This window comes from Proteus sp. FME41, assembly GCF_014897315.1.
Taxonomy (GTDB): domain Bacteria; phylum Pseudomonadota; class Gammaproteobacteria; order Enterobacterales; family Enterobacteriaceae; genus Proteus.
In genome coordinates this window covers 161,631-168,180 of sequence record NZ_JABUYL010000010.1, presented here as the reverse complement: position 1 = coordinate 168,180, position 6,550 = coordinate 161,631, and the positions used below count along the sequence as shown (strand labels likewise).

General features: G+C 33.5%; 2 protein-coding genes, 2 tRNA genes and 1 pseudogene. 3 read left to right on the top strand and 2 right to left on the bottom strand.

Annotated elements, in window-relative coordinates:
• The first annotated feature begins 101 nt into the window (after window positions 1-101).
• The 3 genes and pseudogenes from INT04_RS11235 to INT04_RS11225 all read left to right on the top strand — a co-directional run bounded on the left by INT04_RS11235 (window position 102) and on the right by INT04_RS11225 (window position 2,684).
• Window positions 102-177: transfer RNA gene (locus INT04_RS11235), tRNA-Lys, on the top strand.
• Between the two features lie 14 nt (window positions 178-191).
• Window positions 192-267 (top strand) — tRNA-Val (locus tag INT04_RS11230).
• A gap of 2,113 nt (window positions 268-2,380) precedes the next feature.
• Window positions 2,381-2,684, top strand: a pseudogene (locus tag INT04_RS11225) (helix-turn-helix domain-containing protein).
• A 592-nt stretch (window positions 2,685-3,276) separates the two neighbouring features.
• On the opposite strand, the gene INT04_RS11220 reads toward INT04_RS11225, so the two are convergent.
• A complete protein-coding gene (locus tag INT04_RS11220) occupies window positions 3,277-4,323 on the bottom strand; it encodes an ABC transporter substrate-binding protein (RefSeq protein WP_193016218.1) in 1,047 nt (348 codons plus the stop codon).
• Between the two features lie 12 nt (window positions 4,324-4,335).
• Window positions 4,336-6,477 (bottom strand): TonB-dependent siderophore receptor, encoded by a 2,142-nt coding sequence (locus INT04_RS11215; protein WP_319022966.1) that lies wholly within the window; start codon window positions 6,475-6,477, stop codon window positions 4,336-4,338.
• Between the last annotated feature and the right edge of the window lie 73 nt (window positions 6,478-6,550).

The following is a 6,550-nucleotide window of genomic DNA, read 5'->3' as shown; positions in this document are numbered from 1 at the left end:
GCAGTTGACTTTTAATCAATTGGTCGGGCGTTCGAATCGCCCACGACCCACCATTCACAACACTGCTTAAAGATTCATAGATTTACGCAAAATTATTAAATGGGTCGTTAGCTCAGTCGGTAGAGCAGTTGACTTTTAATCAATTGGTCGGGCGTTCGAATCGCCCACGACCCACCATTTAATAATCAAGCGGGCGGTTAGCTCAGTTGGTAGAGCATCTCCCTTACAAGGAGGAGGTCGTTGGTTCGAGCCCAATACCGCCCACCACTTTTGTAATCCCTCTTCATTATAAACATCTTAATTATCCCCCTTAATATCTTATTAATCAGTGATACTGTTTTAGTTTTTATTTCGTTTGTCATTGTTATTTTAGTTATTCATGATGCTGATTGACTTCTGTTTTACTTTTAAGTTTATTGCCTTATTGTATTTTACTCTCATGTGTTGGCATGTAAGCCTTTCCACGGCACTATTCTGTCTTTACCTTTCCTAATCCATTCAAATGCACAGGCCAACGTTAGTGCAGCTCTTCTTGATAATTGCCTCACAATAAATCGCTTTAATTTATTAAAATATGAGTTACTTATAAACATAAAACAGGCTAAAGCCTTGCTACGTTTTCTTACACTTTGTCATATTTTTATCATTGAAATGGTGATCTTTTTAAACAAACCAGCGCCTTAGTGGTTGGAAAATATTAAAAAAATGCCTCGAATTCCCGAAGAAAGATCTACTCCTTTTTTGAGTGTTTATAGGCAATTTCGGTTTATTAATAAAATTAAATAACCTTAAATGTTTTATTCTAAATGATATACAGGCCTTAGTGAGCAATAACTCTCATAAAATGAGTGACTTAGAACATTTTTTTGGGGAGCTGTAAAAATACTCGTTATGTGTTTTTGACGCAAAATGCAAAGGTTTAAAGAAGGGGAAGGGCATTTTATAGTTAATCTTTCTTAATTTTTATTTTTTATTTACTAACATGCTGAAATTAAATGATTAAATATAATGATAATTTATGGTTTTTTTTGTGTCTTATACAAATAGAATAAGATAAATATAATGATTTAATATATTGATTTTAAAAGAATTAAAATAAAAAATTGATATTTATCAATATTCAAATAATAATGAACTAAATATTAAATGATATAAAGCAATAAATGCTTGTTTCATCAATAATTGATTTATCCTGAAGTGGTTAATTTCATTTTTCTCTAAAAATGGAGAAAATTGTGCATTTAGCAAGAATATAAATTATATAAAAATATTAATGTTTATTTTCCCCTAAGAATAACTCTTATATGGAATGAGTATAATTACGTAGGACGTAAAAAGAGTTCTTTCCGTTTTATTTAACAAAATTAGATCATATTAAAAGTGTGATTTAACAGTTTAATCCATTTGAAATTCCACTTATGCTACAATAAAAAACGCCTCTCAGTAATAATGAAATGTGCGTATTTGAGTGAAAAGGAAAAAACAAGAGAGTGTTACTATCAAAATACTCATTTTTATTATAATAAAATCAACTGACAACTAAGTATTTGATAATGATGCTAATCTTAGTGTTTTTATTCATATTTATATTATGAAGTAAATAAATTTTTTAATTTAGCCAAGAAATAAGATAATTTTAAATTAATAAAAATTCAAAAAAAATGAGTAACTAAAGGGATTGTTTATTTATATTATGATAATAAATATTATATGAGTTCTAAATATAGTTAACTGAAAAGCTAAGGGTTTATGCTTATATAAATTAATTAACAAATGTTTAAAGAGTGATCTGAATCTATATTTTATTGCAACAAATGTAACCTATTGATTTATATCTGTTTTTATTCTTACCTTATTGATTCATCAGATTTCATTGATATTGCTTAAGCTATTTTAGAAAAATAAGAAAATGCCCCTCATTATGAGGTTAATTTATTATTTTAAATAAATTAGACTGATATAAGTTGATTTATTTTTAAACAATTCAAAGTATCACACTTTAAATTAAGCTTGTACTGGTTTATTATTCTGATTAATGAGTAAAGTTTAAGAAAAAAAAAGTGAAATTTTATAATTAATTCGTTATAACCATATGAAAACAAATGTTTTATACTGATATCCTAGGTATTTTTTACTAGTGTGAGTAAGTCGTAGAGTTGTTATTGTCATTTTTTGACTAGTTGAAAGTGTTTAAATGCGTAGTATATTATTTACATATGATAAGTCATGTTATGAATTGTAATATTTCTTATCTACTAAAAATAATATTTTATTAAAACAAAAAAGGTGTCCTCAGTAATATATGATTTTATATATTATTGCAAAGGTACACACTATTATAAAATTAGATATCAATCAAAGTGAAAAGCGAGAACATATTATGAGTAGCAAGTATCCAGTCGCTTATGCAGTTGGATAAAAAAATTAAGTCATTAAGAAAATCTCAAGGTTATACTGTATTCCAGTTAGCAAAAGAGATTGATATTAGTGAACAACAATTATTTCGTTATGAACGTGGTGTAAACCGTATTGATATTGATTGCTTAGTTAGAGTGCTTGAAGTACTAGGTGTTAATATCGGTAGCTTCTTTGAAGAAGTTACAGGGGGTTTAACACAAGAAGTTGAGCGTAATGAACAACATATTCCAGCTCATTTCGATAGTAAGGCTCTTTCTATTTTCTAATAATATTTTCAAATTAGAAGATAACGCATTTTAGAATAACTAAAATGAGTAGGATAATTCTTATATTCAGGTGTTTTTATTGATTAGTAAATAATAAGAATTTTCTTAACGTGTGAAATAAAGCCTCTATTATGAAACCAATGCCCTTATTAGGGCATTTTACGTTTTTGTAGAATGGAAAATTTTCATTTTTATAAGAGAGAGAATAATTGTATTACAAAATTTCTATCATTTATGGGAGGAGAGAAATATATTCTCGTATTTATTACTATGTAAAAAATAACAGGAGATATATACCAATTAGAATAAATTTTTCATAAAAGTATTCCCTATACTCCCTATCATGATTTCATCATTTGATAACATTTTTGAAGCTATTCATCACCCATTGTCTGTGTTTTATACTAATAAATTAAAAAAAATAAGTATTAATCCAATAAAGCCTAAAAGTGACGACTTTACTTAAATGGGGTATTAAATCAAACTTTACGTATTTATCATTAAATGAGTATCTATCTATAAATACAAGTAAGGTTAAAGCTTGATGTAGGTTGTTTGCCTCTTCAGTAACGTTATGAAGAGGCAGCTTGGGTTAATCTTGGTATGGCGTAAGGATCTCTTCGAGTTGTTGAGTAGTGAGCGTGATATTAAAAAATATTTGGTAGAATCTCTGTGTCTCTTTAGCAATATCAATATGCTGAGTTTGTTCCGGGTATAAAAGAGTCGCCAGCCATAAAAATTGCAGTGCTTCTTCTGTGGTTTCGCGACACCACCAAAATAGTCCTTTAGGATTTGTATAAACTCGACCTTCACGTACAGCTGTAATGGATTGCCATTCTGGTGCGTTTTTAATGATTTCAGTGTCTCTTGCATACATAGTGACAATCACATCAGGATCAGCATGAATCACTTGTTCTAAAGAAATATCACCAGCTCGACTAGGGACATTATCAAACCAATGCTCTGCAACGTTGATACCTCCTGCGAGTGTTATCCAATCATGGTTAAGAGACGGTGCACCTGAGGTTCTTAATGGTGAACCAAAGGCATGATAGACCTTCACCGGGGATTGTTGGCGTATCTCATGCACTGCATTATTGACTAAGGCTTTATTACGTTGAAAATAGATTACATAGTCGTTTGCTAGCTGATAACTCTGAGAACCTAAAATTTCGCCTGTAATTAGGGTTCTTTCTAATAATGCATCAATTGAACCTGATTTTAATAGTGCAACCCTGATCCCTGCATTTTTTAAAGCGGCTTCTTGTGAGTCAGACAGTTTTCCTGTTGCAAAAAAAAGCTGAGGTTGGCTAACAATGAGCGTTTCAATATTAAGTGTATCATTATTTCCTTTACTGGAAATTGAGGCTGTTTTTATTGCAGGAACAATTTCAGTAAAAAAAGGAATGGTTTTAACTAAATCTGTTGTAGAAACAATTTTATCTCCAGCCCCAAGCATGGCAAGGATCGCATTCTGAGCATTCCAACTGGTGGCGACCCTTTCTGGTGAATCAGGAACAGTAATGGATTGGTTTTGATAATATTGAATAACTCTTTCTGCCTGTACATTGAAGGAAATACTGAGGGCTGAAGCCCCCAGTAACGCAATGCACAGGGTTTTTAAACACCCTTTATACATTTTGTTATCCTCTTAAAGTTCAATACTGACAGAAGCGGAAATTTGGCGAGGTGTGCCTAAGAAGGCATTAGCACCACCAATTGCCCCATTTTGGTTACCTGAGAAGATAGATGCCCAATAGTGCTCATTAGTGACATTATCTAAATTAAGACGGAAAGTGGTTTTCTTTTCCCAATACTGGGTTTGATAACGAGCACCAAGATCAAGCGTGGTATAGGCTTTTGCCCACATTGTATTGGTGGTGTTTGCCGCGCGCTTGCCTGTGTAGTGAATATTGGCGCTATAGATAACATTAGGTAAAGTAGGGTAGTGGTATTCAGCTAATAAATTAGCTTGGTATTTTGGTACACCCACAACATCTTTATCTTGTGTTTGAGTATTGCCTGTGTTGGTTAAGGTTGGATCTAACCAAGTCATGCTACTGAAAACAAAAAGCTCATTAGTGACTTTTCCATTTGCAATCAGCTCTAATCCACGGTTGCGTTGTTTGCCTTGTTCTTTAAATACGTTATCGTTACCCACATAAGCAAAAGGGCGCTCTAATTGGAAAATAGCCGCATTTAAATTCAGATCACCCAATTGTGATTTAACGCCCATTTCCCACTGCTCGCTACGATAAGGTTTTAGTATTTCATTTTTGTTATCGGCACTGTCTGGTGCAGAATCACCTTCTTCTAACGAATCGGCATAAGAAATATAAGTCATGACTTCAGGAATAGGCTTAAACATTAATGCAACAGCAGGGCTCAATCCATTTTCAGTATGATTTGATCCGCCTGCACGATATGACGTTTCTCTGATCCAGTTTTGGCTTAATGATCCCATTACTGACCATTGAGGGTTAAACGTTACGGTATCACCTAAAGTGACTGATTGAACGTGTGAGCGACTGTTTTTGGTGCGAGCACTACCAGTATAGAAGCCTTCATGAGAAGGATCATCATATCGATTCGGGTTATTAATATCTTGAGTTGGTAATGTAAATTTCAGATCGTTGCCATTTGCTCCGTAAATATCCCACCGATAACCGCTAGTTGCCAGAATTAAATCGTGAGATAGCGCGCCTGTCATGACATGACCATTAACATTGATAGAATGACTTAAAACAGTAAAACGACCATAAGTAGCAGGAACGGATAACGTTGGTGTAAATTGCTTACCATCATTACTTAGCTGGTTAGAAACGGAACGAAATCCGCGATCGGCAGTCTGATAGCCGATTGCAGCATGTATTTGCCAATCTTCATTAAAATCATGTTTTAGTCGGCTACTAACTGTTCTGGTATGAAGATCAACACCCGCAAAAGCTTGACCATAGCCTGCTTTAGTTGGATCTGGCGCATCAGGTAATGTGGTGACTTTAGGTCCATAAGAAAAAGCACCCGGATAACCCATTTTTTTAAACCAATAATCACTAAAGTTCACTTCTAGTACAGTATCAGAAGAGATATTCCAATCAAAAGCAGTACTAATAAGCTGGCGACGTGTTTTACTACCAGCAACATAACCTTTACCTTCATCATGCATTAGATTAATGCGATAACCAAAAGTATTGCTGTCATCAATGTAACCACCTAAATCAAGATGGCCTTTAAATTGGTTATCATTGACATAAGTTGCATTCAGTGAGGTTAAGCGTTTTAAGGTTGGGCGTTTTTGTGTGAAATTAAATTGTCCACTTGGACTTGCTGGCCCATAAAGTGAACCTGTTAGGCCATTTATAATATCTACACGTTCAAGCATTTCGACAGGAAAGGCCGTGGTAGAAATAATATTTACCCCATCTAAACGAGAGTTAGCAACAACATTACCCTGCATTCCACGGTTCTGGGGACGACCAACATCCATACCACCACGTGCTTGCATTTGGGAAGAGGCATTATATTTTAAGATTTCTGCAACACTGGTAACTTGTTGATTTTCAATCATAGATTGAGTGAGAGTGTTTGTGGTGTAAGGTGTATCTAACCATTTTTTCTCACCTAATGGTCCCATATCAACGTCACGAGTAATAAACCCAGCACCGGATCCACTGTTATTCACAAGTTGTGCAGTAACGACAATTTTTTCAGCATTTTCAGCGGCTACACTTGCTGAAACAGCTAATGTTTGTGCTATAGCACAAGCTATTGTCGAAATAATAAATTTCTTCACGATAGACTCCCAAAGTGTATTTTTTAATTATATAAACTTATCGATATGAAAAAAAATATATAACGATGCTCGC

Excerpts from the sequence above, each read along its gene's own strand:
- INT04_RS11220 (WP_193016218.1), bottom strand. The coding sequence starts at position 4,323 with ATGTATAAAGGGTGTTTAAAAACCCTGTGCATTGCGTTACTGGGGGCT.